This is a genomic window from Frankia sp. CoWAU3, from assembly GCF_977971855.1.
In genome coordinates this window covers 1-817 of sequence record NZ_CDWWXB010000341.1, presented here as the reverse complement: position 1 = coordinate 817, position 817 = coordinate 1, and the positions used below count along the sequence as shown (strand labels likewise).

The 817-nt window shown below is 69.5% G+C and carries 1 protein-coding gene; it reads right to left on the bottom strand.

What is annotated here, in order from left to right; all coding sequences use genetic code 11:
* Positions 1–309, bottom strand: a 309-nt coding sequence (locus AC08ON_RS18185) for a hypothetical protein (protein ID WP_476617448.1), incomplete at its 3' end; no start/stop codon positions are given.
* Positions 310–817 lie beyond the last annotated feature (508 nt).

The following is an 817-nucleotide window of genomic DNA, read 5'->3' as shown; positions in this document are numbered from 1 at the left end:
GCCCCCGGCGCCGGGGCCTTCCACCGGGATACCGGCGCACGGCGCCCGATCAGCCATGCCAGCCCTGGCCGTGAGGACCCCGGCCGTGAGGACGCGGCGTCGAGCCCAGGGACGCACACCGGCGCGGAGTCCATGCAGCAGCAGCAGACCAGCAACAACCATAATCAGAACAACCAACGGCGGCAAGATGTTGGAATAATGCAGTTCATTCGACGGGTTGAGATTTACGGATTTCTGTAGGGCAGTGTTCGAGGCGATCGGCAGCGGCGGCGGTGTCGCCTGAGCGAGAACGGGATAAGGAATAGGCACGGCGGTACATTATCGGGTAGGCGACAATGAGAACCGGTCCGGTGGAGACAAAAGTGCTTCGGCTCGCCCCCTCGATCGTCGCCTTGGTCGCGGCCAGCCGCGCCGGCGGGCCCACGCCGGCGGGTTGAAACGCCGGACCCGCTCAGGGATCCGCGCACATCGCGGCGTCAGCCTGTTGCTTGGAGCCTAACAGATCGGGAATCACCACAATCGGTCCGGGACCCGTCGCCGGGCCGCAGTCGTCGCCCCGGTCGTCCACCCCGCCGCCCCCCGTCGGACCGGCCTGTGCGGGCGGTCCGGGATCGGCCGACCCGCCCGCGGGCGCGGGGAGCAGTCCGCCGGACGGCCGCGCTTCCGACGGGTTCGACGACGGACGCGGCGCGGTCCGTCGGCTGGGCGCCGAAGGGAGCAGTCTCCTGTCCTCCGGATCGGGTCCGAAGGCATCCGCCCGATCCGATGCGGCGGGTGGAACCAATGCAGGGCTGCGCGAAGGTCGCGTGGTGTGACG